27 protein-coding genes are annotated in these 25,041 nt (G+C 68.2%); 10 read left to right on the top strand and 17 right to left on the bottom strand.

Features of this window, described 5'->3' with window-relative positions; all coding sequences use genetic code 11:
- Position 1 precedes the first annotated feature (1 nt).
- On the bottom strand, positions 2 to 739 hold the full coding sequence (gene trmD, locus AC07NS_RS08695; protein WP_494602733.1) for a tRNA (guanosine(37)-N1)-methyltransferase TrmD: 738 nt from the start codon (positions 737 to 739) through the stop codon (positions 2 to 4).
- 303 nt (positions 740 to 1,042) lie between these two features.
- Here trmD and rlmN point away from each other — a divergent pair, with 303 nt between their 5' ends.
- The 4 genes from rlmN (at position 1,043) to AC07NS_RS08675 (ending at position 4,002) form a co-directional block, all read left to right on the top strand.
- Positions 1,043 to 2,242, top strand: coding sequence for a dual-specificity RNA methyltransferase RlmN (gene rlmN, locus AC07NS_RS08690; protein WP_494602732.1), 1,200 nt, complete (start codon positions 1,043 to 1,045; stop codon positions 2,240 to 2,242).
- Positions 2,239 to 2,613, top strand: a complete 375-nt coding sequence (locus tag AC07NS_RS08685) for a hypothetical protein (RefSeq protein WP_494602731.1) — start codon at positions 2,239 to 2,241, stop codon at positions 2,611 to 2,613. Before rlmN ends, AC07NS_RS08685 begins: the two co-directional genes overlap by 4 nt.
- Before the next feature lie 92 nt (positions 2,614 to 2,705).
- Complete coding sequence (locus AC07NS_RS08680; protein ID WP_110120014.1) at positions 2,706 to 3,131, top strand: DUF350 domain-containing protein; 426 nt, start codon at positions 2,706 to 2,708, stop codon at positions 3,129 to 3,131.
- A gap of 28 nt (positions 3,132 to 3,159) precedes the next feature.
- Positions 3,160 to 4,002, top strand: a complete 843-nt coding sequence (locus AC07NS_RS08675; protein WP_494602730.1) for a S1 family peptidase — start codon at positions 3,160 to 3,162, stop codon at positions 4,000 to 4,002.
- A gap of 144 nt (positions 4,003 to 4,146) precedes the next feature.
- Here AC07NS_RS08675 and hemF read toward each other — a convergent pair whose 3' ends face one another.
- From hemF to AC07NS_RS08660, 3 genes are all read right to left on the bottom strand, one after another.
- Positions 4,147 to 5,031 (bottom strand): oxygen-dependent coproporphyrinogen oxidase, encoded by an 885-nt coding sequence (hemF, locus tag AC07NS_RS08670; protein WP_494602729.1) that lies wholly within the window; start codon positions 5,029 to 5,031, stop codon positions 4,147 to 4,149.
- A gap of 291 nt (positions 5,032 to 5,322) precedes the next feature.
- Positions 5,323 to 6,264: an electron transfer flavoprotein subunit alpha/FixB family protein gene (locus AC07NS_RS08665; protein WP_494602728.1), complete on the bottom strand. Its 942-nt coding sequence runs from the start codon at positions 6,262 to 6,264 to the stop codon at positions 5,323 to 5,325.
- Positions 6,264 to 7,010, bottom strand: a complete 747-nt coding sequence (locus tag AC07NS_RS08660; RefSeq protein WP_487292142.1) for an electron transfer flavoprotein subunit beta/FixA family protein — start codon at positions 7,008 to 7,010, stop codon at positions 6,264 to 6,266. Before AC07NS_RS08660 ends, AC07NS_RS08665 begins: the two co-directional genes overlap by 1 nt.
- A gap of 229 nt (positions 7,011 to 7,239) precedes the next feature.
- Here AC07NS_RS08660 and AC07NS_RS08655 point away from each other — a divergent pair, with 229 nt between their 5' ends.
- The gene (locus AC07NS_RS08655) at positions 7,240 to 7,506 is read left to right on the top strand and encodes a hypothetical protein (protein WP_487292143.1); all 267 of its coding nucleotides are present in this window, start codon (positions 7,240 to 7,242) and stop codon (positions 7,504 to 7,506) included.
- A 29-nt stretch (positions 7,507 to 7,535) separates the two neighbouring features.
- Here AC07NS_RS08655 and AC07NS_RS08650 read toward each other — a convergent pair whose 3' ends face one another.
- Genes AC07NS_RS08650 through AC07NS_RS08640 form a run of 3 tightly spaced genes read right to left on the bottom strand, consistent with a single transcriptional unit; the run spans position 7,536 to position 8,345 of the window.
- Positions 7,536 to 7,685, bottom strand: coding sequence for a hypothetical protein (locus AC07NS_RS08650; protein ID WP_199228462.1), 150 nt, complete (start codon positions 7,683 to 7,685; stop codon positions 7,536 to 7,538).
- 31 nt (positions 7,686 to 7,716) lie between these two features.
- Entirely contained in the window at positions 7,717 to 8,076 is a 360-nt protein-coding gene (locus AC07NS_RS08645; RefSeq protein ID WP_494602727.1) for a DUF6481 family protein, read from the bottom strand.
- Between the two features lie 59 nt (positions 8,077 to 8,135).
- Entirely contained in the window at positions 8,136 to 8,345 is a 210-nt protein-coding gene (locus AC07NS_RS08640) for a cold-shock protein (protein WP_110120022.1), read from the bottom strand.
- A 315-nt stretch (positions 8,346 to 8,660) separates the two neighbouring features.
- Between AC07NS_RS08640 and AC07NS_RS08635 the strand changes: the two genes are divergently transcribed.
- Complete coding sequence (locus AC07NS_RS08635) at positions 8,661 to 8,930, top strand: hypothetical protein (RefSeq protein ID WP_494602726.1); 270 nt, start codon at positions 8,661 to 8,663, stop codon at positions 8,928 to 8,930.
- 4 nt (positions 8,931 to 8,934) lie between these two features.
- Here AC07NS_RS08635 and AC07NS_RS08630 read toward each other — a convergent pair whose 3' ends face one another.
- Complete coding sequence (locus AC07NS_RS08630; RefSeq protein WP_494602725.1) at positions 8,935 to 10,719, bottom strand: SLC13 family permease; 1,785 nt, start codon at positions 10,717 to 10,719, stop codon at positions 8,935 to 8,937.
- A 284-nt stretch (positions 10,720 to 11,003) separates the two neighbouring features.
- On the opposite strand from AC07NS_RS08630, the gene AC07NS_RS08625 reads away from it, so the two are divergent.
- Entirely contained in the window at positions 11,004 to 12,803 is a 1,800-nt protein-coding gene (locus AC07NS_RS08625) for a galactose-binding domain-containing protein (RefSeq protein WP_494602724.1), read from the top strand.
- A 187-nt stretch (positions 12,804 to 12,990) separates the two neighbouring features.
- Here AC07NS_RS08625 and AC07NS_RS08620 read toward each other — a convergent pair whose 3' ends face one another.
- The 4 genes from AC07NS_RS08620 to AC07NS_RS08605 all read right to left on the bottom strand — a co-directional run bounded on the left by AC07NS_RS08620 (position 12,991) and on the right by AC07NS_RS08605 (position 16,206).
- Positions 12,991 to 14,211: a CCA tRNA nucleotidyltransferase gene (locus tag AC07NS_RS08620; RefSeq protein ID WP_494602843.1), complete on the bottom strand. Its 1,221-nt coding sequence runs from the start codon at positions 14,209 to 14,211 to the stop codon at positions 12,991 to 12,993.
- Positions 14,212 to 14,432: 221 nt separating this feature from the next.
- The gene (locus AC07NS_RS08615) at positions 14,433 to 15,068 is read right to left on the bottom strand and encodes an NUDIX hydrolase (protein ID WP_494602723.1); all 636 of its coding nucleotides are present in this window, start codon (positions 15,066 to 15,068) and stop codon (positions 14,433 to 14,435) included.
- Positions 15,065 to 15,628 carry a DUF1285 domain-containing protein gene (locus AC07NS_RS08610; protein WP_494602842.1) on the bottom strand — a complete coding sequence of 188 codons (564 nt, stop codon included), beginning with the start codon at positions 15,626 to 15,628 and terminating at the stop codon, positions 15,065 to 15,067. Before AC07NS_RS08610 ends, AC07NS_RS08615 begins: the two co-directional genes overlap by 4 nt.
- Positions 15,629 to 15,675: 47 nt before the next feature.
- Positions 15,676 to 16,206: a GNAT family N-acetyltransferase gene (locus tag AC07NS_RS08605; RefSeq protein WP_494602722.1), complete on the bottom strand. Its 531-nt coding sequence runs from the start codon at positions 16,204 to 16,206 to the stop codon at positions 15,676 to 15,678.
- A gap of 261 nt (positions 16,207 to 16,467) precedes the next feature.
- Between AC07NS_RS08605 and AC07NS_RS08600 the strand changes: the two genes are divergently transcribed.
- Positions 16,468 to 17,736: an MFS transporter gene (locus AC07NS_RS08600; RefSeq protein WP_494602721.1), complete on the top strand. Its 1,269-nt coding sequence runs from the start codon at positions 16,468 to 16,470 to the stop codon at positions 17,734 to 17,736.
- 3 nt (positions 17,737 to 17,739) lie between these two features.
- Here the strand turns inward: AC07NS_RS08600 and AC07NS_RS08595 are convergent, their stop codons facing one another.
- Positions 17,740 to 18,222, bottom strand: coding sequence for a hypothetical protein (locus AC07NS_RS08595; RefSeq protein ID WP_494602720.1), 483 nt, complete (start codon positions 18,220 to 18,222; stop codon positions 17,740 to 17,742).
- A gap of 128 nt (positions 18,223 to 18,350) precedes the next feature.
- Entirely contained in the window at positions 18,351 to 18,839 is a 489-nt protein-coding gene (locus AC07NS_RS08590; protein WP_494602719.1) for a GNAT family N-acetyltransferase, read from the bottom strand.
- Between AC07NS_RS08590 and AC07NS_RS08585 the strand changes: the two genes are divergently transcribed.
- Positions 18,838 to 19,164 carry a TfoX/Sxy family protein gene (locus AC07NS_RS08585; RefSeq protein WP_494602718.1) on the top strand — a complete coding sequence of 109 codons (327 nt, stop codon included), beginning with the start codon at positions 18,838 to 18,840 and terminating at the stop codon, positions 19,162 to 19,164. The genes AC07NS_RS08590 and AC07NS_RS08585 overlap by 2 nt on opposite strands.
- A 4-nt stretch (positions 19,165 to 19,168) precedes the next feature.
- Here AC07NS_RS08585 and AC07NS_RS08580 read toward each other — a convergent pair whose 3' ends face one another.
- Positions 19,169 to 20,260 (bottom strand): Fic family protein, encoded by a 1,092-nt coding sequence (locus tag AC07NS_RS08580; protein WP_494602717.1) that lies wholly within the window; start codon positions 20,258 to 20,260, stop codon positions 19,169 to 19,171.
- Between the two features lie 75 nt (positions 20,261 to 20,335).
- Positions 20,336 to 21,193 (bottom strand): SDR family oxidoreductase, encoded by an 858-nt coding sequence (locus tag AC07NS_RS08575; RefSeq protein ID WP_494602716.1) that lies wholly within the window; start codon positions 21,191 to 21,193, stop codon positions 20,336 to 20,338.
- A gap of 134 nt (positions 21,194 to 21,327) precedes the next feature.
- On the opposite strand from AC07NS_RS08575, the gene AC07NS_RS08570 reads away from it, so the two are divergent.
- Positions 21,328 to 22,383, top strand: a complete 1,056-nt coding sequence (locus AC07NS_RS08570) for a DUF2855 family protein (protein ID WP_494602715.1) — start codon at positions 21,328 to 21,330, stop codon at positions 22,381 to 22,383.
- A gap of 74 nt (positions 22,384 to 22,457) precedes the next feature.
- On the opposite strand, the gene AC07NS_RS08565 is transcribed toward AC07NS_RS08570, so the two are convergent.
- Positions 22,458 to 24,935: a TonB-dependent receptor gene (locus AC07NS_RS08565; protein ID WP_494602714.1), complete on the bottom strand. Its 2,478-nt coding sequence runs from the start codon at positions 24,933 to 24,935 to the stop codon at positions 22,458 to 22,460.
- Positions 24,936 to 25,041 lie beyond the last annotated feature (106 nt).

Raw genomic sequence — 25,041 nt, 5'->3', positions numbered from 1 at the left:
TCTATTCTCCTTTGGGCTTACCCGTTTTCGGGCCGCCTTTTGCCTGTTGATTGGCGAGATGCGCTTCCCAGAGATCTGGACGCCGCTCGCGGGTCGTTTCTTCACGCATACTGCGCCGCCACTGGTCGACCTTCTTGTGGTCGCCCGACAGCAGCACCTCGGGGATGTCGAGCCCTTCGAACGTCCGCGGTCGCGTGTACTGCGGATGTTCGAGGAGACCGTCCTCGAAGCTTTCTTCCAGCGTGCTCTCGATATTCCCCAGAACACCCGGGGCCAGTCGAACGCACGCCTCGATCACCACCATCGCCGCCGCCTCGCCACCGGCGAGAACCGCGTCTCCGACGGAGACCTCCTCGAACCCTCGGGCGTCTAGCACCCGCTGGTCCACCCCCTCGAAGCGGCCGCACAGCACCACGATGCCGGGCGCCTTGGACCACTCTCTTACGCGCGCCTGGGTCAGGGGCCTGCCCCGGGCGCTCATGTACAAAAGCGGCCGCCCATCAAGCTCCACGCTATCGAGCGCAGAGGCGATGACGTCCGCTTTGAGCACGGCTCCCGCGCCGCCACCCGCGGGAGTGTCGTCGAGGAAGCCGCGCTTATCCTTGGAAAAGGCGCGAATGTCCAGTGTTTCCAAACGCCACAGGTCGGCCTCCTTCCAGGCGGTCCCGATCATCGAGACGCCGAGCGGGCCGGGGAAGGCCTCGGGGAACATGGTCATGACGGTGGCGGTGAACGGCATGGGCGCGGTTTAGCGGTATGGCGGACAATTGTCGAAGGGGGCCGAAGTCGCACACCAGAACCCTCCCCCTCCTGGGGGAGGTGGCCCGGAGGGCCGGAGGGGGGACGTTTTCAGCCGCTGAGAAGCTGGCCGATTTTGCACCACTCCCCCTCTCCGTCGGCTTCGCCGACACCTCTCCCACAGGGAGAGGGTCCTTTTGAGCGGCCTCGCCCGCGCGACCAACCGCCCTTTTGGAAAACCGCCCCACATCTGCTATATCCCCGCCTCGACCCCGCACATTCCTCGAATTTCCCGGACCGCCCCTTGAGCGTCACCCTCGACCTGTCCCGCGTTGCGCCTGCTGCCGACGCGGCCAAGCCGCCCGTCAACCTGTCGGGCCTGACTCGCCCGCAGCTGATCGCCGCCCTGACGGAGAGCGGCGTGGTCGAGCACGGCAAGGCCAAGATGCGCGCCACCCAGGTGTTCCGCTGGATCCACCACCGCGGCGTCACCGACTTCGCCCAGATGAGCGACGTGGCCAAGGAAACCCGCGCGCGCCTGGCCGAGACCTTCACGATCGCCCGCCCCGAAGTGGTCGAGCGCCAGGTCTCCAAGGACGGCACCCGCAAGTGGCTGATCCGCATGGCCCCGGGCATCGAGGTCGAGACCGTCTACATTCCGTCGGTGGGCCGGGTCGGCGCGCTGTGCGTCTCCAGCCAGGTCGGCTGCACGCTGAACTGCAGCTTCTGCCACACCGGCACCCAGCCCCTGGTGCGCAACCTGACGGCGGCCGAGATCGTCGCCCAGGTGCAGATCGCCAAGGACGACCTCAATGAGTGGCCGTCCGACAAGGAAGACCGCCTGCTGTCGAACATCGTATTCATGGGCATGGGCGAGCCGCTCTACAATCTGGGCCAGGTTTCGGACGCCATCGAGATCATCAGCGACAACGAAGGCATCGGCATCTCGCGTCGCCGGATCACGGTGTCGACCTCGGGCGTCGTGCCGATGCTGGAAAAGCTGGGAAATACGACCCAAGCCATGCTGGCCATCAGCCTGCACGCCACCAACGACGAACTGCGCGACGTGCTCGTGCCGCTGAACAAGAAGTACCCGATCGCCGAGCTGATGGCCGGCATCCGCGCCTATCCGGGCCTGTCCAACGCTCGCCGGGTGACCTTCGAGTACGTGATGCTGAAGGGCGTCAACGACAGCCCCGACGAGGCCCGCGCGCTGGTCAAGCTGATCAAGGGCATTCCCGCCAAGATCAACCTGATCCCGTTCAACCCGTGGCCGGGCAGCCAGTACGAGTGCTCGGACTGGGGCGCGATCGAGACCTTCGCGGCGATCCTCAACAAGGCCGGCTACTCCTCGCCGATCCGCACCCCGCGCGGCCGCGACATTCTCGCGGCCTGTGGCCAGCTGAAGAGCGAGAGCGAGAAGGTCCGCGCCAGCGCCCTGCGCAAGCTGTCGATGGCGGCCATGGCCGGCATGCTGGAAGACGACGCAGACGACGCGGCGTGAGGCGCGCCCTCGCCGCCCTGTTCCTGACCCTTCTGGCCGCCGCGCCGGCCGGCGCGACCCTGCCGCGCGGCCGGCCCTACTGGACGCCGACCCCGGCCCAGGTGGCCAAGCTGGAATCCCAGACCTCGCGCAAGCCGGGCATGGCCCCGATCTGGCGCTACGGCCGCGACTACGCCGGGGTCACCATTGAAAACCGCAAACTGATCGTCGGCCGCTGGGTGCGCGACGACAGCGGCCGCACCATCGGCGTGCGCATCGGCCCGCTGTCGGCCATCCCCGACATCGCCGACGGCGGCTGCTCGGTGGTCTCGGTGATGTACGACGTCAAGACCGAGCACCTGGTCTCGATGACCTGCAACGGTAACGGCTGACCCGTCCGAACGCGCCTGAGGCGAGCCCCCTACGCAAGACTCGCCGACCCGTGTTAGAGCTTGCCCCTTCAGTCCCCGGGGGTCGCGTAACCATGCCTCAGATCCAGTCGCCCGAGATCCAGGCCTTCGCCAATGGCCTGCTGACGACCCTGACCCATGTGGGCGTGACCATGGTCATGCTGATCGCGGGCGCGGCCATCTACATCCTCCTGACGCCCCATCGCGAGATCAAGCTGATCCGCGAGGGCAATGCGGCGGCGGCCCTGTCGCTGGGCGGGGTGCTGACGGGCCTGGCCATTCCGCTGGCCGCCTCGCTGGCGGCCTCGACCTCGGTGATCGAGATCCTGCTGTGGGGCGTGGCCACCCTGGCGCTGCAGCTGCTGGTCTTCCGCCTGACCGACATGATGCTCAAGGGCCTGCCGGAGCGGATCAACGAGGGCGAGGTCTCGGCCGCCGCCCTGCTGGTCGGCGCCAAGCTGGCCACCGCCATCATCATCGCCGCCGGCGTGGCGGGCTGAGGCGGGGAGGCTCACCGGAGCGGGGCGCGTGCATTTCCCCAAGCTTCCAGACTGGCTGGTCTACGGCGCCGTGGTCGCCGCCCTGCTGGTGGTCGCCGTCGGCCGCCAGGAGCGCGCCGACGCGCCTCCGCCGCCGCCGCCGGTGCCTGGCGAGGAAGGCGTGCCCCTGGGGCCCGCCTCACCCTTCGACCCGTCGATCGTCGTCCAGGTGCCCGACAAGCAGGAGCCCGCATCGGGCACGGCCTTCTCGGTGGGGACGCAGGGGATCTGGCTGACCGCCCGCCACGTGGTCGACGGCTGCAAGTCGGCCGCCATCCTGGTCGCCGACGGACGCGGCGTGGCCGCCAAGGTCACCATCGACCCGCGCTTCGACGCGGCCATCCTGACCACCGAGGGCGGCGCCCCGGCCATGCCGATGAACACCGGCGACCCGCGCAAGGGCATGCGGGCCTTCCATCCCGGCTTCCCGCAGGGCCACGCCGGCGAGGTCGCCTCGCGCCTGATCGGCCGCGAGAACCTGGTGATCCACGGCCGCGGCGCTCGCACCGAGCCGGTGCTAGTCTGGGCCGAGGTCGGCCGCACCGACAATCTGAAAGGCACCCTGGCCGGCCTGTCCGGCGCCCCGGCCCTCGACAGCGCAGGCAGAGTGATCGGCGTGACGGTGGCCGAGTCCCCGCGTCGCGGCCGCATCTACACCACCGCCCCCGAAAGCCTGCGCGCCCTGATCTCCCGCTCGCCCCGCCGCGGCGGCGACACCGGCGTTCCCGAGTTCGCCCCGGGCGAGTCCATCACCACCGACAACTACGGCCGCATCGCCGACGGCCTGCGGCGGGATCTCCGCGTGGCGCAGGTGGTGTGTTTGGCGGTGTAAGAAAGATCCTCCCCCTCTGGGGGAGGTGGCGCGAAGCGCCGGAGGGGGGCCGTTTTCAGCCGCCGCAAAGCCTGCCGATTTCCAGCCACTCCCCTCTCCGTCGGCTTCGCCGACACCTCTCCCACAGGGAGAGGGCCTCTTATTTTACGGCCACTTCACCTCGGGCGGCATGGAGCTGAGGATCGACTCGACGTTGCCGCCGGTCTTCAGGCCGAACATGGTCCCCCGGTCGTAGAGCAGGTTGAACTCCACGTAGCGGCCGCGCTGGACCAGTTGCTGCTCGCGCTCTTCAGGCGTCCAGGCCTCGCCCATCCGACGACGCACCAGGGTCGGGTAGATCTCCAGGAAGGCCCGGCCGACATCCTGGGTGAAGGCGAAGTCGCGCCCCCAGTCGCCGCTGTCGTGGTGGTCGTAGAAGATGCCGCCGATGCCGCGCGGCTCGTTGCGGTGGGGCAGGAAGAAGTACTCGTCGCACCAGGCCTTGTACTTGGCGTACCAGTCAGGATCGTGCTTGTCGCAGGCGCGCTGGTAGGCGGCGTGGAAGTCGATCGCGTCCGGGAAGTCCTGCTGGCGCTGGTAGCCGAGCAGCGGCGTCAGGTCGCCGCCGCCGCCGAACCAGCCCTTGGTCGTGGCGATGAAGCGGGTGTTCATGTGCACGGCCGGCACGCGCGGATTGGTCATGTGCGCGATCAGGCTGATGCCGGTGGCGAAGAACCGAGGGTCCTCGGCCGCGCCGGGCATGGTCTTGGCCATTTCCGGCGGGAAGGTCCCGAACACCGTCGAGACGTGCACCCCGACCTTCTCGAACAGCCGGCCGTGCATCATGCCCATCACCCCGCCGCCGCCGGCCGGACGGTCCCACGGCTTCAGTTCGAAGCGGCCCGGCTTGTCGCCGTAGAGCGCGGCGGGCGCCTCGTCCTCCAGGGCCTCGAAGGCGGCGCAGATCTGGTCGCGCAGGCTCTCGAACCAGGCCTTCGCGCGGGCCTTCTGGGCGTCGAGATCGGAAAGGGTGTCGGCTTGTTGCGTCATGGGATCGGCTTAAGCCCAAGCCCGATCCCGCGCAAATCCGGGGGCGCGCATAAGGGGTTTTGCGGAGGATATGGATCAAAAAGACCAAGCTCCTCCCCCGTGAAACGGGGGAGGTGGCGCGGCGCCATCGGCGCCGTGACGGAGGGGGCGACCGCGCGCTCAGCGCCCAGTCTCGCCCCCTCCACCACTTCGTGGTCCCCCTCCCCCGCAAGCGGGAGAGGAGAAGGCGCTCCAAAAACAAAAGGCCCGGGATCGCTCCCGGGCCTTCCGATCCCGCCGAAGCGAGAAGCCTTACTTGCCGGCGGCGGTGAGCGCGCTCAGCAGTTCCGGCACGGCCGACTTGTAGTCGGCGACCAGGCCGTAGTCGGCGACCTGGAAGATCGGCGCGTCGGCGTCCTTGTTGATCGCGACGATCACCTTGGAGTCCTTCATGCCGGCCAGGTGCTGGATGGCGCCCGAGATGCCCACGGCGATGTAGAGCTGCGGGGCGACGACCTTGCCGGTCTGGCCGACCTGGTAGTCGTTCGGGGCGTAGCCGGCGTCCACGGCCGCACGCGAGGCGCCGACGGCGGCGCCCAGCTTGTCGGCCAGGGGCTCGATGACCGCCTGGAACTCTTCGGCCGAGCCCATGGCGCGGCCGCCCGAGACGACGATCTTGGCCGCGGCCAGTTCCGGACGGTCAGACTTGACCATCTCTTCGCTGACGAAGCGGGTCTTGGCCGCGTCGGCGCCCGAGACGCTTTCGACCGAGGCCGAGCCGCCTTCACCCGCCGCCGGGAAGGCGGTCGGACGGACGGTGATCACCTTCTTGGCGTCGGACGACTGGACGGTCTCCAGCGCGTTGCCGGCGTAGATCGGGCGCACGAAGGTGTCGGCCGACACCACCTCGACGATGTCGCTGATCGGGGCGACGTCGAGCTTGGCGGCGATGCGCGGGGCGAAGTTCTTGCCGCCGGCGGTGGCCGGGACCAGGATCGCGTCGTAGTTGCCCGCGATGGCCAGGGCGGCGTCGGCCTGGGCTTCGGCGATGCCGTGGCCGAGGGCGTCGCTCTCGGCGGTCAGCACCTTGCGGACGCCGGCGATCTTGGCGGCTTCGGCGGCGACAGCCGCGACGCCCGAGCCCAGGACCAGCACGTCCACGTCGCCCGACAGCTTCAGGGCGGCGGTGACGGTCTTGTGGGTGCCGTCGCGCAGGTGCGCGTTGTCGTTGTCGGCGATGACGAGAACGGCCATTACAGCACCCCCGCGGTCGTGAGCTTGGAAACGAGGTCGGCGGCGGACTCGACCTTGACGCCGGCCGAACGCTTGGCGGGCTCGGTGACCTTGACGACGGTCAGGCGCGGAGCGACGTCGACGCCGTAGTCGGCGACGGTCTTCTGCGCGATTTCCTTCTTCTTGGCCTTCATGATGTTGGGCAAGCTGGCGTAGCGCGGCTCATTGAGGCGCAGGTCGGCGGTGACCACGGCCGGCAGGTCGACGTCGAGCGTCTGCAGGCCGCCGTCGACTTCGCGGGTGACCTTGGCGGCCGAGCCCGAGATCTCGATCGCCGAGGCGTAGGTCGCCTGCGGCCAGTCGAGCAGGGCCGACAGCATCTGGCCCACGGCGTTGTTGTCGCCGTCGATGGCCTGCTTGCCCATCAGGACGAGGCCCGGCTGCTCTTCGGCCACGACGGCCTTCAGCAGCTTGGCCACGGCCAGCGGCTCGAGGTCGGCGTCGCTGGTGATCAGGATGCCGCGGTCGCCGCCCATGGCCAGCGCCGTACGGATGGTTTCCTGGGCTTGAGCCGGGCCGATCGAGACGATGACGACTTCCGTCGCCGCGCCCTTTTCCTTGAGGCGCACCGCCTCTTCGACCGCGATCTCGCAGAACGGGTTCATCGACATCTTGACGTTCGCCAGGTCGACGCCCGTCTGGTCGGCTTTCACCCGAGCCTTCACGTTGTAATCGATAACCCGTTTGACCGGGACCAGAACCTTCATCGGTCTACGCCGCCTCCTGGCTGCTCTTTCGAGGTTTCCCCTGCTTGGACAATCGACTTAGCGCGTCCGCACAGGTTTGCAAGTTTCCCCTAACGTAAGCGTAATGCTCTTTTTCAGGGATCATTCAAACAAATGTACGACACCTTCCGCGCGCCGTCAGCGCCGTCCGGCGCTCCGCCTCGCGAAATGGGGCTAGCCACATAGCGCGGCCGGTGCTTAAGACGCCGCCATGAACCGCACGATCAACCGCCTGAAGATCATCTTCATCGGCATCTTCCTCGCCAGCATCGTTGGCGTGTTCGGCTATCATTACCTGTGGGTGTGGCCGAAGGCGAAGTGCGAGGCGCGCGGCGGCGCCTGGGCCGGCAAGTGGCTCAAGTGCGGCACGATCTATCCGATCGAGCAGCTGACCGGCCGGCCGGCCAACCTGCCGCCGATCAACACCGACACCTCCAAGATGGAAGGCCCGTCGGTCCGGAACCCGGAAAAGAAGTAAGCGCCCGCCGACGGGTCAGGATCGGCGGGTCAGGCCGAGGGCTCGCCCTCGCCTTCGCCCGACTCGGCGCGCTTGGCCGCGCGTTCGGCGGCTTTCTCGGCGGCTTTTTCCGCGGCCTTGGCCGCCTTCAGGCGCTCGCGTTCCTGACGTTCGAAATTGTAGTTCGGCTTGCGGGCCATGGCGGCTCCCCTTGTAAGAAAGTCCGCGCAGTCAGGCGCGGGCCTTGCGCGCGGCGTAGCGTGCGTCACGCTTGGCCTTAGCTTCAGCGTTGGTGAGCGCCTTACGTTCCTTACGCGCTCCACGCTTGGCGGCAAGCGCTTCTTCGGCCAAAGCGGCCTGAGCCTGCTCTTGGGCCGCCTGCTGCTCGGCGGCTTGCGCCTTGATGAGCGCCCGCGCGGCGGACCGCTCCTTGCGAACCTCGGTCAGTTCGGCCGCGCGCAGGGCGGCGCGGTCTTCGAATTGGGGATCTGTGACAGCCGCCTTGGGCTTGAACTTGGCCAGCAGGGCCGCCTTGGCCTGCGCCGCGGCCTTGAGGCGATCGGCATGGCCGACGTTTTGGAATGAACTCATGAAACCCTTTCAAGCAAACGCCCGCGGGAGGATCCCGCGGGCGAATTGAGACGTCGAGATCAGGCGGCCTGGAGTTGGCCGGCCGACATCTTGCCGCTGCGCTGGTCGCGCTCGAGTTCGAAGGCGACCTTCTGGCCTTCGTTCAGCGAGCCCAGGGTCGAGCGCTCGACGGCCGAGATGTGGACGAACACGTCCGCGCCGCCGTCGTCGGGTTGGATGAAGCCGAAGCCCTTGGTGGAGTTGAACCACTTCACGGTGCCGGTAGCCATGGGGAAGTATCCTTAAAAACAAGCGCAGCCGCACGGCCGTAATGGTCCGCGCGATCAAATTTTCGGAGAGGTTTTGGGTAGACTCGGGCGCTCGATCCGAAGAACAAGCGTGGAGAGCGGCCGAACCATTTCGATATTCGATCGCCAAATCATGCGCGCCTGTGGATTATTTCACAAGCGATTTCGAATCTTTTTCAGATCCATAAACGGCGCCGGGACATTTTCATTTTTGGAAAATCTCGCGGCCACCGGCTCGACCGGCGCCTTATTTCGATCGACGGGGATCGAACAGCCAAGCTCGGCGTTATCAACGTCATGCGTAAAGTTCCTCCCACTCCCCGCACGGGCGCCGGCGCCCTGACCATTTCCCGCCAGCGGCAGGACATCGACTTCTCGCTGCTAATCACCGGCGGCACGGCCGGGCGACGGGCCGGCAAGGGCAGCCTGACGGGCGAGCCCGCCGCGATGCGCGAAGCCTTCCGGGCCGGCGGCGGCCGCCTGACCCTGGACGACGGCGTCGAACACGACATCGCCATCGTCGCCCACACCGAGGGCGACGGCACGGTCTACTTCGAACTCCGCTAGGTCGTCAGCCGCCCGCCAGCGGCCAGACCAGGGCGATCAGCCCCGGCGCGACCAGCAGGATCAGCACGGTCAGCGGCGCGCCCAGTCGGGCGTAGTCGCCGAACCTGTAACCGCCCGGTCCCAGCACCAGCGTATTGCACTGGTGACCGACGGGGGTGAGGAAGTCGCATCCCGCCCCCACCGCGACAGCCATCAGGAACGGATCGGGGCTCAAGCCGAGCCTTTCGGCCAGTCCAAGACCGATCGGCGCGACGATCAGCACCGTGGCGGCGTTGTTCAGGAAGGGCGTGGCCAGCATCGCCACGGCCATCATCGCCGTCAGGGTCAGCAGCGGCGGCAGGCCGTCGAAGGCGCCTGACAGCCAAGCGGCGATCAGGTCGGTGCCGCCGCTCTTCTGGATCGTGTCGCTGACCGGGATCATCGCGGCGACCAGCACCAGCACGGGCGCCTCCAGCGCCCCATAGGCCTCGCGCATCCGCAAGCCGCCCGTCGCCACCACCAGCACGGCGGCGGCGAAGAAACCCACCGCCACCGGCAGCACGCCAAACGCCACCAATGCCATGGCGCCCGCCAGAATGGCGGCCGGCAGAAGCGCATGGCGCACGCCGCCCAGTCGCACCTCGCGCTCGGCCAGCGGCAGGCAGCCCAGGGCCTGCAGGGCGCCGGGCAGCTGCTGCTCGCCACCCTGCAGCACCAGGATGTCGCCGGCCTTCAGGCGGATCGTCGCCAGCCGCCCGGCCAGCCGATAGCCAGCCCGGCTGACGCCCAGCAGGTTGACGCCGTAGGCTTGGTTCAGGTTCAGCGCCCGGGCGCTCTTGCCGATCAGGTCGGACTCCGCGCCGATCACCGCCTCGACCACCCGGACCTCGTCGGTCGGCTCGTCCATCACCACCGGCCGGTCGGCGTCGGACAGGCGAAGCCTGGCCTTCACGATCAGCTCGTTCAGCGCCTGCTGCTGTCCTTCCAGCAACAGCACGTCGCCGGGCAGGATCTTGCGGTTGGGATGGGGCGTGGCGATCCGGCGACGGCCGCGCAGCAGGGCCAGGACGCTCACCTCGTCGCCGCCGGCGCGCTTCAGGTCGCCCACCCGGTCGTGCTCGAAGGCCCAGCCTTCGGGAACCTCGACCTCGGTGACATAGGCGTTGGCCGCCAGGGCGGCGTCGATATCGACCGCCGCTTCGCGTCCCTTGGGCAGCAGGCGATAGGCAAAGGTCAGGTAGGCGATCGCCAGCACCGTCAGCACCGCCCCGACCGGCATGAAGTCGAACATGGCGAACGGCTTGCCCAGCGCCTCCTGCCGCACTTCGGAAACGATGATGTTGGGCGAGGTGCCGACCAGCACCGCCAGCCCGCCGACCAGCGAGCCGAACGACATCGGCATCAGCAGGCGCGAGGGCGGCACGCCGGTCGCCCGTCCCAGGCGCAGGGCCGACGGCATCATCAGGGCCAGGGCGCCGACGTTCTTGGTAGCCATCGACAGCACCGCGGTGATCGCCGACAGCACGGGGACCTGACTGCGCGCCTGCGTCAGGCGCGGCAGCAGCGGCGCCATCAGGGTGTCGACGATGCCCGAGCGCGACACCGCCGCGCTCAGCACCAGGGCGCTGGCGATGATGATGACGATGTCGTTGGAAAAACCCTCGAAGGCCGACTTCACGGGGATCAGGCCCGTGACCATGCCCACGGCCAGGGCCCCGACGGCGATCAGGTCGTAACGCCAGCGACCCCAGACGAAGAACAGCACGGTCGCGCCCACCAGGCCGAAGGACAGTCCCTGCTGCAACGTCACGCGCGCCCTCCCCCAGGCCCAAGCTTGGCCCTCGGTCAGACAACGGCCGGCCGGCGGATCCGTTCAGAGCGCCCGCGAGCTACGTCCGCGCCTGACGCATAACGAGAACAAAATAAGAACTGTCGAGAGTGTGGGCCAGGTCGAAGGATCAAGCCGCCGCGCTCGGCGCAACCGCCCGCCGGGAATTTTCCACCGGCGGGCTCCTAGACAAACCTATTGAACCAAAAGGCATTTCAGACATGCATAGCTTCCAGCCTCTACGCGGCCGGGCGTCCAAACGCGCGATGGCCGTAGCGGCCGCCTTGTGCCTGACGTCGTCCCTGACCCCGGCCGCGGCATTGGCCGCCAACGGCCCCGGCGCCACCGTCGGCGCCATCCGCTGGGACGCCTGGGTGGGCGACACCAGCACCAACGGCGTCATCGCCGGCTCGCACATCGGCCTCGAGGTCGAGGGCGCCCTCGGCCCCAACCAGTTCCACGACCGGATCCCGTTCTACGGGGTGGAGACCTCGACCAGCAGCGTCCAGGTGCGCCAGCTGACGCAAGGCCAGATGGACGCCGACATCGCCTACGCCAAGCGGGCGGGCATCAACTACTGGGCCTTCTGCTATTACGCCGACGGCAGCGGCATGGACATCGCCCGCAACCTCTACCAGGCCAGCACCCAGCGCGAGGGCCTGAACTTCACCCTGGTGCTCGGCCCGGGCTCGATCCCGACGCCGACCCTGGTGACCGAGATGGCCAAGCCGCACTTCCAGAAGGTGCTGAACGGCCGGCCGCTGCTCTATCTGTTCGGCTTCTCGGCCGACAGCTATGCGGCCAGCTACGTGGCCGAGGTGCGCGCGGCGGCGACCGGGGCGGGCCTGCCCAACCCGTACATCGTGGTGATGAACCCGACCTCGTCCACCGCCGCGAGCATCGCCTCGACGGTCGGGGCCGACGCGGTCAGCGCCTATGCCGACAGCCCGATCAACGGCGCGGCCTATTCGCAGGTGATCAGCCAGAACAGCGCCAACTGGAACAACCACAAGGCCACCGGCCACAAGGTGGTGCCCTGGGTCACCGCCGGCTGGGACAACCGTCCGCGCGCGCTCTATCCGCAGAGCTTCGTCAGCCCCACCCCGCCGACCAACGCCTGGGCCCAGCAGGCCACGGCGGCCGAGGTGGCGACCAACCTGCAGAACGCCCTGACCTGGAACCAGACCAACGCGACCACCGCCGACGCCAACACGGTGATCATGTACGCCTGGAACGAGTTCGACGAAGGCGGCTGGCTGACCCCGACGCTCTCGAAGGGGACCGACCGCGTCGACGCCCTGTCGAACGCGCTGAAATACGCCAGCTCGTCCAACTGGGACGCCGGCCAGACGGCGCGGGGAGCCTTCGACGGCGACCCGTACACCAACTGGCAGGCCGCCTCGGGCACGGCCTTCGCCGGCCAGTGGGTGGAGATCGACTTCGGCAAGGACTCCGCCTTCAGCCAGGCGACGATCAGCGAGTACGGCAATCGCACCACCGGCTACCGGATCGAGTACCTGAACGGCTCGACCTGGAAGACGGCCTATACCGGGAGCGGCATCGGCGCCTCCAGCACCGTGACCTTCCCGGCGGTGACCGGCCGCAAGGCCAGGCTCTACTTCACCTCGGGCATCGACACGCCGATCATCTACGAGGCCAGCCTGAACGCCACGCCGAACGTCTCGGCCAACCTGGCGCTGAACCGCTCCTATGCGGCTTCCTCGCAGTGGGACGCCACCCAGGGCGCGGCCAAGGCCTTCGACAACGATCCGAACACCAACTGGCAGGGCAGCGGCGCCAACATCGCCGGGACCTGGCTGGAGGTCGACTTCGGCGTCCGCAAGCCGTTCAACACGGCCACGATGTCGGAGTTCGGCGACCGCACGGGCGGCTACCGGATCGAGTACTGGACGGGCGGCGCGTGGGCCACGGCCTACACCGGCACGACCATCGGCGCCTCCAAGACGGTGACCTTCCCGACGGTCAACGCCAGCAAGGCCCGCATCTACTGGACCTCGGGGACCTACACCGCGATCATCTACGAGGCCTCGTTCGGCCTGAACTGACCTGAAATCCCTCTCCCCTTGCGGGAGAGGGTGCCCCCCGCGAAAGCGGGGGTCGGGTGAGGGGTCGCACGAACGCCGAACGCCAAACGCCGCGAAAGCCGATCAGCTCTCGCGGCGTTCGGAGCCTGAGAGACCCCTCATCCGTCAGCTTCGCTGACACCTTCTCCCGCAAGGGGAGAAGGACGGATCAAACCGCCATGCCCTGGACCACCGCCTTCAGGCGCTCGATCACCGACAGCTTGTCCTCGATGAAGTCCTGGTCGATCCACCAGATCTCGACCTCACGCATCACCTCGCCGACCAGCGGGCCCTTGCCGACGCCGGCGCGCATCACTTCCTCGCCGGTCAGCGGGAAGGACGGCGGATCCCAGGTCTCGGCCAGGGCCAGCAGGGCGCGCCACTGCGGGGTGGTGGCCGGCCGCGTCGAGGCGGACCAGGCCAGCTTCACCCGGTCGGTGAAGGTGCGCAGGCCCAGGGCGTAGACGGCGCGGCGGGCCTCGCGCGGGCTCATCCACGAGACGATGCGCGGCGAGGTCCCGACCGCCTCGATCAAGCGCTCCTTCAGGGCGTTGGACAGGCGCAGGCGCTCGGCCAGCTCGCGGGCCAGGGCGACGTCGTCGGGGATCAGGGCCGCCAGCCGCAGTTCGACGTCGTTCTCGAACAGCTGCTCGGTCTCGATGGCCACCAGGCCGTCGAGCCGGGCCAGCGACTTCACGAACGGCAGGATGGCGCCCAGCACCCCGGTCGCCGCCATCAGCCGCAGGGACGGACGCGGATCGTCGGCCGCCAGCAGCTTCAGGAGTTCCTTCTGGGTGCGCTCGGCCGCCCGGCCCGAGACCAGGCCCTTCAGCGCCTTGCAGGCGGCCAGGGCCTTGGCGTCCGGCTCGCCCTTGCCGTACCAGGCCTGGAAGCGGAAGAAGCGCAGGATGCGCAGATAGTCCTCGCGGATGCGGGTCATCGGCTCGCCGACGAACACCACCTTGCCGTCCTTGGCGTCCTGCACCCCGTGGCCGGTCGGGTCGTAGAGCCGACCCTCGCCGTCGACATAGAGGGCGTTGAAGCGGAAGTCGCGGCGCTGGGCGTCCTCCTCCCAGGCATGGGTGAAGGCCACCACCGCCCGGCGGCCATCGGTCGAGACGTCGCGGCGCAGGGTGGTGATCTCGAACGGGATCTTCTTGGCCACCGCCGTCACCGTGCCGTGGTCGACGCCGGTGGGGATGGCCTTCAGGCCCGCCTCGCCCAGGGCCTCGATCACCTGGTCGGGCGTCAGGGTGGTGGCGATGTCGATGTCGTCGACCGGCTTGCCCATCAGGGTGTTGCGCACGCAGCCGCCCACGAAGCGGGCGCAGCCCGGCCGGCCCTTGGCCTCGAGCGCGGCGATCACCGCCTTGGTCTCGGGCCATTCCATCCACGGCGCCTTGCCGATGGTCTGGGTCTGCACGCGAAGTCCCCCTTTACGCAACGGCAGGCCGTCTCCCGTTGGCGCGGGCGGTACGTCCTGCTTTCAAACGACTATTTCAGGGAATGGCTCGACCCGCCAAGAGGGGAAACGCCATCGTCCCCAACTGTCGGGACATCCCTTGGCGCGTGGCGAACGCCGAAACCGCCCGCACTTTCGGCTGCCACGCTCTACGGATAAAGGCGCTCGTACAGCGCCCGCAACATTCCCGCCGTCGCGCCCCAGATGAACCGCTCGTTCCACGGCATGGCGTAGAAGTAGCGCGGCCCGGTCGGGGTGTCGCGGTGCTGGCGCTGGTGGTTGGCCGGATCCATCAGGAAGTCGAAAGGCGTCTCGAAGACGTCGGCCACCTCGTCGGGATTGGCGACCATCTCGGCGGCCGGATCGACGAAGCCGACCACCGGCGTCACATAGAACCCCGTCACCGTGGCGTAGCCGTGCAGCAGGCCGGCCACCTCGACGAAGCGCGGATCCAGTCCGACCTCCTCGTCGGCCTCGCGCAGGGCCGTGCCCCACGGCGTCTCGCCCGGATCGCAGCGCCCGCCGGGAAAGGCGATCTGGCCGGTGTGGCTGCGCAGGGCGTCCGAGCGGCGGGTGAGGATGACGTTCAGCGTGTCGCCGCGCTCGACCAGGCCGATCAGCACCGCGGCCGGCCGCAGGGCGTGCGGATTGTCCATCTTCAGGCCCGGATTGAGGTCGTAGTCCGAGCGCCAGACGTTCTCCACGGTGGGATCATAGGCCTCGATCGGATCCAGGCGCTCGCGGATCCAGGCCCGCCGCGCCGCCACGTCCGTATACGGGATCATGCGGCGGGTCCGATCGGAAACCAGGCGCCGTTGGACGAGACACCCAGGCGAGGGCCGTCCGGCGTGTCGCCCTCGGCGGCCATCTCGACCAGCTCGTAGAACACCGGGCGGGCGATCAACGCCTCCAGCCCCCGGCGCACGTGCAGATAGGGCCGGGGCTCGCCGGTGGCGGGATCCTCCTCGACGCGGATGGCGTTGTCGGGTCCCGCCTCGACCTCGTCGCCGACATTGGTCAGGAAGCGCAGGCTCTCGCCGACCCGGTCGACGCGCACGGCGATGAACGGCGCGTCCTCGACCACGATCCTCATCTTCTCGACCGGGGTCACCAGGTGGAAGCCGTCGGGATCGCGCCGCAGGATGGTCGAGAACAGGCGCACCAGGGCCTCGCGGCCGATCGGCGTGCCCTCGTGAAACCAGACCCCGTCCTTGCGGATGCGGATGTCGATGTCGCCGCAGTGGACGGGGTTCCACAGGTGCACCGGCGGCAGACCACGCTCCCCAGCGGCCTTGGCGGCGTCGGCGACGCCTTGAAGTCCGGTGCGGGCTGTGTCGGAGGGCATGGCCCTCAGGTAGGCCATGCGCGCTCCGGGCTCAAGCGATGCTGGCCCTAAGCCACCGCGACGCGGCCTTCGAAGCCTTCGTCGCCGCCGGGAACCAGGGCCTTCAGCAGCACCCGGCGCTGGTCGGCCGGACCCGGCATGACGACCTTGGCGGCCGGCGCGGCCGAAAAGCCGATGCGGGCGAAATAGGGCGCGTCGCCGACCAGCAGCACGGCGCTCCAGCCGGCCTTGGCGGCGGCGGCGCAGGCGGCCTCGACCAGGGCCTGGCCCAGGCCGGCGCTGCGCTGGGTCGCATCCACCGCCAGCGGGCCAAGGAAGGCGACGGGCTTGCCGCCGATGGTCACCGGCCATAGGCGCACGCTGCCGATCACCAGGTCGCCGCGCAAGGCCACGAACGAGCAGTCGTCCAGCTTGCGATTGCTCTCGCGCAGCCGCTCGGACGACTTGGCGAACCGGCCCGGCCCGAAGGCCCGGTCGACCAGCGCCTCGACGGCGGCGGCGTGGCGCGGGGCCTCGACCTCGATGGCGGGGGCGTCTTGCGGAATGGCGGCGACGAAAGAAGCAGAAGAAGCGGTCATGGGGCGACGAAAGATCCGGGTACGTACAGGGGCTTTATCCCCGGTGCGTGACGCGGCCGCGACGGCCGCCTTTCCGGGGCGTTCAGGCGCGGACCGAAGTCGGCGCGGCGCAGGTTCGTCGCAGGCGTCGCATGGGCGGCGCTCCCGGTGGCAGAGGCGGGCGGCATAGGGCCGTATGACCCCCACGTCAACGAAATCGACGGCCTTATGAGACAAACGCGATTGCGACGCTTCGCCTCAAGGGGCAGGGTCCGCGCCGAAATGTCAGACCCCGCCTCCCCCGCTTCGCCGCCCGAACCCGACACCTCGACCCGCGCCCTGCTGCGCGAGCGGGACTATCTCTGCTTCTGGGGGGCGCGCTTCGTCGGCACGCTGGGGGTGCAGATCCAGGCCGTGGCCCTGGGCTGGCAGGTCTACGCCATCGCCCGCCAGACCATGTCGGTCGGCGAGTCGGCCTTCATGGTCAGCATGATCGGCCTGGCGCAGTTCGTGCCGCTGTTCCTGCTGACCCTGCTGGCCGGCGAGACGGCCGACCGTCGCACCCGCAAGCACATCGCCATGATCACCCTGGGGATCGACATCATCAGTGTGCTGATCCTGTTCTTCCTGGCGATCAAAGGCGTCCACGCCCTGTGGCCGATCTTCGTCGTCGCCGTGTTCTTCGGGGCCAGCCGCGCGTTCATGGCCCCGGCCACCGGCGCCATGGGGCCGATGCTGGTGCCGCGGCCGCTTCTGCCCCGGGCGATCGCCTGGAACGCCCTGGCCTGGCAGGCCGGCTCGATCGTCGGCCCGGCCCTGGGCGGCCTCCTGCTGGTGCATTCGGCGGGCCTGGCATTCGGCGGCGCGGCGGCTCTCTATGTCGTCGGCCTGCTGCTGCTGTCGGCCATCCGCCGCCCGACCAAGCCCGAGGCCCAGCCCGGCTCGCGGCTGGAGCTGATCAAGGAGGGGCTGGCCTATGTCTGGAACAACAAGATCGTCTTCGGCTCGATCTCGCTGGACCTGTTCGCGGTGATCCTGGGCGGGGCCACGGCCCTGCTGCCGGTGTTCGCCCGCGACGTGCTGCACATCGGCCCCGGGGGTTTTGGCCTGCTGCGCGCCTCGCCGGCCATCGGCGCGACCCTGGTCGGCCTCTATCTCGCCAGCCAGCCGATCCGCCGCCATGCCGGCCGCATCATGTTCGCCGGGGTGTTCGTGTTCGGCGCGGCCACCGTGGTCTTCGGCCTGTCCAAGCTGGTCTGGTTGTCGGTCGCCTCGCTGGCGGTGCTGGGCGGGGCCGACATGCTGTCGGTCTATGTCCGCCAGACCCTGGTGCAGATCGTCACCCCCGACGCCATGCGCGGCCGTGTCTCGGCCGTCTCGGGCGTGTTCATCAGCGCCTCCAACGAACTGGGCGAGGTCGAGAGCGGCGCGGTCGCCTGGCTGCTCGGCCCGGTCGGCGCGGCGGTGTTCGGGGGCCTGGGCGCGATGGTGGTCACCGGAACCTGGGCCTGGCTGTTCCCGGCCCTGCGCAAGGCCGACCGGCTGGAGTAGGGCTCAGACCAGCGCGTCCAGGATCAGGTCGACGATCTCCTCGGCGATCTCGTCCTGGATCTCCAGCTGTTCGCGAGTGATCAGCTGCTCGGCGCAGACGCCGTCGTCGTCGGTGAAGTCGGCGTTGTTGAAGGTCTGGATCGCCAAGCCGTAACCCAGGATCGACGACAAAAGACCCTTGCCGATCTGTATCGCGGCCGACCCGTTGGCGGGCGTCTCACAGCCGGCGAAAGGCGTCAGGCCGTTGGCCAGCAGGTAGGGCGTCGCGTCGCCAGCGAACAGGACGCCGGCCGCCCACCAGTCGCCTTCCTCGCTCAACTGCGCGGCGGACGAGACCGGCGTGGTGGCGCCGTCAGCCAGGTTGTCGGCCTCGAGCACCTTTACGAACGTGCCCGGCAGCCCGACGCCAGGGGCGTGGTACAGCACCAGCTTGGTGATCGTCTGGCCGGAGCCGTTGGTGACCTTGCATTGGCAGGCTTCACCCATCGGACGCCCTTTCCGTTCCTCGGAACGGGCGGACCATTCCGCCGCGCTCGCGGGCGATAACGCCGGGCCGGCAGGATGGATCTAGCTTGAGTTGAATTATTATTCACAACTCAACCATTGGAAATCAGTCAGTCTGGGCCGGAAGCCGCCAGTCGCTCCAAAGCCTCGCCGGTCATCCGCCGCACGATCCACTCGTCCATCGCCGCCGCACCGAGGCTGTCATAGAAGGCGATCGACGGGGCGTTCCAGTCGAGCACGGCCCATTCCAGCCGCCCCAGGTTCTCGGCCACGCAGCGACGGGCCAGGTTGGCCAGCAGCGCCTTGCCCGCGCCCGCCCCCCGCGCGGCCGGCCGCACGAACAGGTCCTCCAGATAGATCCCGTGCCGGCCGACGAAGGTCGAGAAGTTGTAGAACCACAAGGCGAAACCCACCGGCTCGCCGTCGATCTGCGCAATGTCGCAGAAGGCCTTGGGATGCTCCCCGAACAGCGCCGCCTCGATGTGGGCTTGCGTGGCCTCCACCGCGTGCAGCAGCTTCTCGTACTCCGCCAGGTCGCGGACGAACGACAGGATCAGAGCGGCGTCTTCTGGCGCGGCGGGACGGATGGTGACGGGCATGGCGGTTTCGGATGACTTCCTGGAGTTCGTGCTGGAGCAACTGGCCCCGCTGGGAGCGCTGAAGCCCAAGCGGATGTTCGGCGGCGTCGGTCTTTACGCCAACGGCCTGTTCTTCGCGATCCTCGACGACGACACCCTCTACCTCAAGGGCGACGAGACCCTCAAACCCGAGTTCGAAGCCGCCGGCGGCCACGCCTTCGATCCCTTCGGCGAAGGCAAGCCGATGGCGTACTGGAGCGCCCCGGCCGAGGCGATGGACGATGCGGATTTGCTGGTGAAGTGGGCGCACAAGGCGCTCGCCGTGGCGGGGCGGAAGAAGCGGTGAGGCGTCAGCCGCCGGCCCCCCGTAGCAGCAAATCCACCAGCGGCCGGTTGACGTAATAGTTGCTGCGTCCCTGGCTGTGCTTTTCGATCAGCCCTCCGGCCGCCAGTTCGTCCAGATACTTGGCCGCCGTCTGGCGCACGACGCCCAGTTCGTTCTGCACGAACTCGATCCGCGTATAGGGGTGGCGGAACAGGTTGTTGAGCAGATCCTGCGAGTAGATCTTGGTATGCCCTGTCCGCAGGCGCGCCTTGTAGTCCGCCATCAACGCGGCGACGCCCTGCACCAGAGCCAGCGTCTGGATCGAAGTCTCGGCGACCGCGCGCAGCATGTAGAGCAGCCAGGCCTCCCAGGCGCCGTCGTCGCGGACCTGCTGCAGCAGGCGATAATACTCGGCCTTGTTGGTGATCACGTAGCGGCTGAGATAGAGGATAGGGATCTCCAGTAACCCGGCCTTGGTCAGGTACAGCACGTTGAGGATCCGCCCCAGGCGACCGTTGCCGTCCGGGAACGGGTGGATGCTCTCGAACTGATGGTGGATCAGCGCCATCTTGATGAGCGGATCCAGATCGCTGACCGCATCGTCGTTCACGAAACGCTCCAGCGCCGTCATGTGGGCGACGATCGCGTCGCGATCCTGCGGCGGCACGTAGACGATCTGGCCGGTGACGTCGTTGTAGAGCGCCGTTCCTGGCGTCGAACGGAAGTCGCCGCCGGTGCGCTTGAGCACCTGAAACATCTCGACGAGCATGTTGTTGGTCAGCAGCCCGTCACTCTCGCGCAACCGGTCAAAGCCGCGCTTCAGAGCATCTCTGTAGAGCGCGACCTCCTTGGCCGGACCGGCCTGCCCAGACTCCAACAGGAGAGTCGCCTGAAACATCTCGTCCTGGGTGGTGACGATGTTCTCGATTTCCGAACTGGCGCGCGCTTCCTGCAGTGAGAGGGTGTCGATCAAGATGCCCTGGTTGGGGATCGTGCCGGCGCGCCCCTTGAGCTCGGCCAGATAGCGATGCGCTCGCGCCGCCTCGCGCAGCACCGCCGTCGTCTCCAATTCCATTGCCGGCGGCAACGGCGGAATGACATAGGTCGGCTTCAACACGCCACACCCATCATGTTAAAGAAATCACATTTCGATAACACGTTGAGCGCGACATGTAAAAGAAACCCGCGCCGTCTAACCGATCACCACCCCCGGCGGCGGGACGCTGTCTTCCGGCACGAAGAAGTCCGGCATCAGGGTGGCGGTGGGGTCGACGCGGTACTTGTCGAACTCCCGCACGCCCTCGCCATAGAGGAAGGTGTCGTCGATCAGGAACTGGCCGGTGAACTCGCGCGAGGGCTTCTCGAAGATCGCGTGGGCGGCGTCGGCCATGATCTCCGGGGTGCGGCAGTGGCGCAGGCCCTCCTCGCCGGTCAGGGCGAACTGGATGGCGGCGGTGGCGATGCCGGTGCGCGGCCACAGGGCGTTGAAGGCGATCCCATCGCCCCGGAATTCCTCGGCCATGCCCAGCACGCACATCGACATGCCGAACTTGGCCATGGTGTAGGCCACGTGGCCGCCGAACCAGCGCGGGCTCATGTCGAGCGGCGGCGACAGCATCAGCACGTGCGGATTGGCCGACTTCTTCAGGTGCGGGATACAGGCCTTCGACGTCAGGAACGTGCCGCGCGTATTGACCTGATGCATCAGGTCGTAGCGCTTCATGTCGGTCGACAACGTGCCGGTCAGCGAGATGGCCGAGGCGTTGTTGACCAGGATATCGATGCCGCCGAACCGTTCGACGGCCTGGTCGACGGCCGACTGCACGCTGGCCTCGTCGCGCACGTCGACCACCAGAGGCAGGGCCACGCCGCCGGCCGCGGCGATCTCGTCGGCGGCGGTGTAGATGGTGCCGGGCAGCTTGGGGTGCGGATCGGCGGTCTTGGCGGCGACCACGATATTGGCCCCGTCGCGCGCGGCCCGCAGGGCGATGGCCAGGCCGATGCCCCGGCTGGCCCCGGTGATGAACAGCGTCTTGCCCGCGAGACTCATGGCCGCTTCCTCCTGGCGTTCTGATTGGCGGCGACCATGCGCCCGTGACGCAGCGGACGGCAAGAATTCAAACAATCGTTTGACTTGTATTCCGGCCTGCCGCCTACTTCCCGCGCTCAACCGGGAGGCTCGCCATGGCCTGGGATTTTCTGGTCGCCAAGTCCGACCTGCGCCGCACCGAATTTCGCGAGACCGAGCCGCCGCCACTGCAGGACGGTCAGGTGCGACTGGCGATCGAGAGCTTCGCCCTGACGGCCAACAACATCACCTACGCCGTGTTCGGCGAGGCCATGCGCTACTGGGACTTCTTCCCCGCGCCGGAGGGTTTCGGCCGCGTGCCGGTCTGGGGCCACGCCCATGTCGAGGCCTCGGCCCATCCGGATATCGCGGTCGGCCAGCGGTTCTACGGCTACTGGCCGATGTCGACGCACCTGACGGTGCAGGCCAGGCCGGGGCGCACCGGCTTCACCGACGTCTCGCCCCACCGCGCCCACCTGGCGGCGGTCTACAACCAGTACCAGGCCGTGGGCGAAGACGACGGGCTGGAGGCGCACAAGTCGCTGCTGCAGCCCCTCTTCATCACCTCGTTCCTGATCGAGGACTTTCTCGACGAGAGCGCCCTGTTCGGGGCGAAGTCGGTGATCCTTTCCAGCGCCTCGGCCAAGACGGCGATCGGCCTGGCCCACCTGCTCAAGCGCCGGGGCGCCGCCAAGGTCGTGGGCCTGACCTCGCCGCGTAATGTCGGCTTCGTCGAAGCCTTAAGCGTCTACGACCAGGTCGTGACCTATGCCGACCTGCCGACGGCGCCGATCGAGCGCCCGGCCGTGTTCGTCGATTTCGCCGGCGACGCGGCCGTACTGCGGTCCGTGCACGAGACCTTCGGCCAGGACCTGGCCTTCTCGCTGCTGGTCGGCGGCACGCATTGGGAGACAGAACGCGGCGGCGGAAGCCTGCCCGGCCCCAAGCCGGTGTTCTTCTTCGCCCCCGACCGCATCGCCAAGCGCCGCCAGGACTGGGCGCCCGGCGAGTTCGAGACCCGCTACGGCGCCGCCTGGGGGCCGTTCGTCGCCGACGCCCCGCGCTGGCTGACGGTGAAGCCCGGCGCCGGCAGCGAGGCGATGCAGGCGGCGTTCCTGGCCCAGGTCGACGGCGGAACCTCGCCGAGCGTCGGGGTCGTGCTGGCGCCCTGAGAGCCACAACAAAGGAAAAGGCCCGGCGGTGTTGCCGCCGGGCCTCTCTCTGTTCGCAGTCGTTGGCCTGAAGGCTAGAAGTCCGCCGACAGGGTCACGAAGCCCATGCGCGGGGCCTGGGCGTAGGCGGTGTAGCCGCCCGAGTTGCTGGTCACGCCAGCCGTCGAAACGCCCTTCTTGTCGAAGAGATTGGTGATGTTGGCCGAGACCCGCAGGCCCTTCACCAGGCCGTCGGCCGGCATGTCGAAGGTGTAGCCGGCCTGCAGGTCGACCAGCATGATCCCCTTGACCGACAGGTCGTTGAGGTAGGTCACGTAGCGCTTGCCGACATAGTCGCCGCTGATCTGCGCGTCGAACCGGCCCTGGTTGAAGCGCAGCACGGTCTTGTTCATCCACTTGGGCGTCAGCGGCACGGTCTTGCCGCCGGTCGCCACGGTGACGGGGGTGCTCACGCCGCCCACGACGGTCGTGCCGCTCTGGTAGTCGGAGTCGTACTTGGCCTCGTTGTAGGACAGGGCGTTGTAGAGTTGGACGCTCGTGCCGAACTTCAGCGTGCCGGCCACGTCGACGCCCTTGGAGGTGACGCCGCCGACATTGGCCAGGATGGCCGGGCCGGGGTTGATGAAGCTGTAGGGCGCGATGTTCAGCAGGCGGTTGCTGAACTTGACGTCATAGGCGTTGATCTGGCCCTCGACGCCGGTGATCGGACCCCAGGCCACGTCGTGGCGGCTGCGCAGGCCGATCTCGTAGGTCCATGACGTCTCGGGCTTCACCGTCTGCTTGAACAGGTCGAAGGCCGCCTGAGTGCCCAGGCTCCACGGCGAGAAGCCGTAGAAGTTGCTGCCCGCGCCGTACGGAATGAACTGGCGCATGTTCTGCTGGACGTTGACGAACACCTGCTCGCTGTCGGTGGCCTCCCAAAGCAGGCCGGCCTGCGGCAGGAACCACTTGTTCGACTTGATGCTGCCGGTCGGATAGTGGACCGGCACCGCCACGGTCGGCAGGTTCTGCTGATTGATCGGGAACTTGCCGGTGGCGTCCTGCAGGCTCGACTTGAAGCCCGCCTGCAGCAGCAGCTTCGGCGTCACGCGCCACTGGTCCTGCAGGTGTAGCTGGACGTCGTTGACATAGAACTCGGCGGCGTACTGGGTCAGCACCTTCTTGCCGCGCGGCACGTCGTAGGGCGACAGGTCGTTGTTGTCGGCGCTCATCGGATACCAGGCGCGCTGCTGGGCCGATTCATTGTGCTCGAACCAGACGCCGCCCTTGATCTGGTGGTCGCCCAGGGTCCACTCGGCCGTCGAGGTCAGGCCCGAGCGGTTGATGCGGTACTCGGTGGTGCGCACCGCGTTCCCCGAACCGCCGAACAGGGCGACGATGTTGGCCAGGGTGGCGGCGCTGGTCGAGGAACCGACCACCAGGCTCGGATAATAGGTGGCGAACAGCGCCGGCAGGCCGGCGGTGTTGATCGGCCCGGCCACGATCCCGCGGCCGTAGTTGTAGTGATAGTAGGCCTGGTTGGTCCAGGTGAAGTCCTCGGTCGGCTTCCAGGCGTACTTGACGTAGCTGAGGATGTCCTCGCGCTGGGCGGCGCTGAAGCAGTTGGAGAAGTTGTTGCCCTGGGCCGTCGGCGGGGTGCCCGGCCCGCCCGTCAGGGTGCTCGAGCAGGCCGCCAGGTTCGGGTAGAGGAACGGGCGGGTATAGGGCGTGTAGCCGGCCGCCGCCGTGGTCTGCTGGTTGCCGAAGGCGGTGGCGTCCTCGTTGGGTTCGACCTTCATCTGCCAGTCGGCGTAGAAGGTCAGCACGCCGTGCTCGGCCTCGCGATCGACCTTCAGGTTCACCTGGTGACCGCGCTGGTGGCCGTCGAAGTCCCAGGCCTTGGCGTCCTGGCGGAGGTACGAAATGTAACCCTTGAAGCCGCCGGCGATCTCGCCCGTGTCCAGGCGCAGGAAGGTGCGGCTGGTCTCGTTGCTGCCGACGGTCTGGCGGACGTTGAAGCCGCGCTCGGCCGACGGGTCGCGGCTGAAGGTTTCGATGGCGCCGCCCAGGTTGCTGGTCGAGGCCACGCCCAGCGAGCCGGCGCCCGACGACAGGGTCACGCGGGAAACGTTCTCGCTGGTGATGGCCCGCGACACCGACAGGCCGTTGTAGTTGCCGTACTGCTGGTCGCCCAGCGGCACGCCGTCCAGGGTGAAGCCCAGCTGCTGGGTCGAGAAGCCGTGGACGAACAGCGACAGGTTCTGCTCGTTGTTGCCCCACGGATCGGCGGTCCGGTAGACGACGCCGGGCAGGAACTGGATGGCCTTCAGCGGGCTGGCGCCGGGGAGGACGCGCTGGATCTGCTGGGCTTGCATGGCCACGGCCGAGCGGGTCTCGCTCTGGCTGGTGACGATGACCTGTTCGACGGCGGTCGAGTCCGGATTGTCGGCGGCCGCCGGAACGGGGGCCGCAGAGGCGGCGTCGGCCGCCTGGGCGCTCGTCGCCAGCAGGGCCACCAGGGCCGCGCCGCAGAACATCAGGGCCGACCGGCCCCTCGGCGTATTGAGCTTCATGACTATCCCCACGTGCGCTTGCGATGCGCGTCGCGCTGCGTGGCGGATATGTCGGGGGCGAGACACTGTTACGTCGGTCGCGCGAAGGTTAGGTGACGCCCGCCAG

Source organism: Caulobacter sp. GW821-FHT10A10, from assembly GCF_059415745.1.
This window is presented reverse-complemented; position numbering and strand designations above follow the sequence as displayed.

Coding starts and splice junctions, on each gene's coding strand:
- trmD (WP_494602733.1), bottom strand. CDS start 739: ATGCCGTTCACCGCCACCGTCATGACCATGTTCCCCGAGGCCTTCCCC.
- AC07NS_RS08680 (WP_110120014.1), top strand. CDS start 2,706: ATGCCTCAGATCCAGTCGCCCGAGATCCAGGCCTTCGCCAATGGCCTG.
- hemF (WP_494602729.1), bottom strand. CDS start 5,031: ATGACGCAACAAGCCGACACCCTTTCCGATCTCGACGCCCAGAAGGCC.
- AC07NS_RS08665 (WP_494602728.1), bottom strand. CDS start 6,264: ATGGCCGTTCTCGTCATCGCCGACAACGACAACGCGCACCTGCGCGAC.
- AC07NS_RS08660 (WP_487292142.1), bottom strand. CDS start 7,010: ATGAAGGTTCTGGTCCCGGTCAAACGGGTTATCGATTACAACGTGAAG.
- AC07NS_RS08655 (WP_487292143.1), top strand. CDS start 7,240: ATGAACCGCACGATCAACCGCCTGAAGATCATCTTCATCGGCATCTTC.
- AC07NS_RS08650 (WP_199228462.1), bottom strand. CDS start 7,685: ATGGCCCGCAAGCCGAACTACAATTTCGAACGTCAGGAACGCGAGCGC.
- AC07NS_RS08645 (WP_494602727.1), bottom strand. CDS start 8,076: ATGAGTTCATTCCAAAACGTCGGCCATGCCGATCGCCTCAAGGCCGCG.
- AC07NS_RS08640 (WP_110120022.1), bottom strand. CDS start 8,345: ATGGCTACCGGCACCGTGAAGTGGTTCAACTCCACCAAGGGCTTCGGC.
- AC07NS_RS08635 (WP_494602726.1), top strand. CDS start 8,661: ATGCGTAAAGTTCCTCCCACTCCCCGCACGGGCGCCGGCGCCCTGACC.
- AC07NS_RS08625 (WP_494602724.1), top strand. CDS start 11,004: ATGGCCGTAGCGGCCGCCTTGTGCCTGACGTCGTCCCTGACCCCGGCC.
- AC07NS_RS08620 (WP_494602843.1), bottom strand. CDS start 14,211: ATGGAATGGCCCGAGACCAAGGCGGTGATCGCCGCGCTCGAGGCCAAG.
- AC07NS_RS08615 (WP_494602723.1), bottom strand. CDS start 15,068: ATGATCCCGTATACGGACGTGGCGGCGCGGCGGGCCTGGATCCGCGAG.
- AC07NS_RS08610 (WP_494602842.1), bottom strand. CDS start 15,628: ATGCCCTCCGACACAGCCCGCACCGGACTTCAAGGCGTCGCCGACGCC.
- AC07NS_RS08605 (WP_494602722.1), bottom strand. CDS start 16,206: ATGACCGCTTCTTCTGCTTCTTTCGTCGCCGCCATTCCGCAAGACGCC.
- AC07NS_RS08600 (WP_494602721.1), top strand. CDS start 16,468: ATGTCAGACCCCGCCTCCCCCGCTTCGCCGCCCGAACCCGACACCTCG.
- AC07NS_RS08595 (WP_494602720.1), bottom strand. CDS start 18,222: ATGGGTGAAGCCTGCCAATGCAAGGTCACCAACGGCTCCGGCCAGACG.
- AC07NS_RS08585 (WP_494602718.1), top strand. CDS start 18,838: ATGGCGGTTTCGGATGACTTCCTGGAGTTCGTGCTGGAGCAACTGGCC.
- AC07NS_RS08590 (WP_494602719.1), bottom strand. CDS start 18,839: ATGCCCGTCACCATCCGTCCCGCCGCGCCAGAAGACGCCGCTCTGATC.
- AC07NS_RS08575 (WP_494602716.1), bottom strand. CDS start 21,193: ATGAGTCTCGCGGGCAAGACGCTGTTCATCACCGGGGCCAGCCGGGGC.
- AC07NS_RS08570 (WP_494602715.1), top strand. CDS start 21,328: ATGGCCTGGGATTTTCTGGTCGCCAAGTCCGACCTGCGCCGCACCGAA.
- AC07NS_RS08565 (WP_494602714.1), bottom strand. CDS start 24,935: ATGAAGCTCAATACGCCGAGGGGCCGGTCGGCCCTGATGTTCTGCGGC.